This is a genomic window from Qipengyuania pacifica (assembly GCF_019857205.1).
Classification (GTDB): Bacteria; Pseudomonadota; Alphaproteobacteria; order Sphingomonadales; family Sphingomonadaceae; genus Qipengyuania; species Qipengyuania pacifica.
Genome location: NZ_JAHWXO010000047.1, coordinates 1 through 852, shown reverse-complemented (window position 1 = coordinate 852; position 852 = coordinate 1). Strand labels below are relative to the sequence as shown.

Genomic DNA, 852 nt, shown 5'->3' with positions numbered 1-852 from the left:
TAGGGTCCGGACCCATAAACGGGATTCACAGCAGCATCGAGATATGATTCAACTGTCTCCAGCGAGGAGGCATAGTGGATGGCGGATTTCTTCTGGTTTACGGATGAACAATGGGCACGGATCGAGCCGCTCCTGCCGAACGACACACGCGGGATGCCGAGGGTCGATGACAGGCGCGTGTTGTCGGGGATCGTCCATGCGCTGAAGAGCGGTGGCCGCTGGGGAGACTGCCCTGAGTATGTCTACGGGCCGAAGAAGACGCTCTACAACCGTTTCCGGCGCTGGGCCGAGCGAGGTGTGTGGGAGCGCATCTTCGCCCAGCTCGCCGGAGTGGACGGTGTGCCGGACAAACTCTTCATCGACAGCTCCTGCATCAAGGTCCACCGCACCGCCGGAGGCGCAAAAGGGGGGCCTTGGCTCATGGTATCGGCGTCACCAAGGGCGGAAGAAACACCAAGCTCCACGCCGTCTGCGACGAGAAAGGTCGCCCGCACGTCCTCCTGCTGACGCCGGGCAACACGCATGATGCCAAGGTCGCAATCCAGACGATCAATGCCGTCCCGCCCTCGCAGTATCTGGTCGCCGACAAGGGCTACGATAGCAACGCCTTGCGCTCCTGGCTGATCGAGCGCGGAACCACGCCGGTTATCCCATCAAAGTCCAACCGCAAGGTCCAGATCGAACACGACCGCCAGATCTATCGCCAGCGCAACGTCGTCGAGCGCATGTTCTGCCGCTTCAAGGACTGGCGCCGCGTTGCCACTCGCTTCGACCGCAACATCAAGACCTTCATGGCTACCATCGCCATCGCAGCCTTCGTCACATGGTGGATCTAATGAGTCCGCACCCTAG

The 852-nt window shown here is 61.2% G+C and carries 1 protein-coding gene; it reads left to right on the top strand.

Features of this window, described 5'->3' with window-relative positions; all coding sequences use genetic code 11:
* Nucleotides 1-78 precede the first annotated feature (78 nt).
* Nucleotides 79-836 (top strand): IS5 family transposase gene (locus KYK83_RS17080; protein WP_222829101.1). Its coding sequence is split into 2 segments (ribosomal slippage): nt 79-415 and nt 415-836, totalling 759 coding nucleotides; the frame shifts between segments, so codons are not numbered across the junction.
* Nucleotides 837-852: the final 16 nt, after the last annotated feature.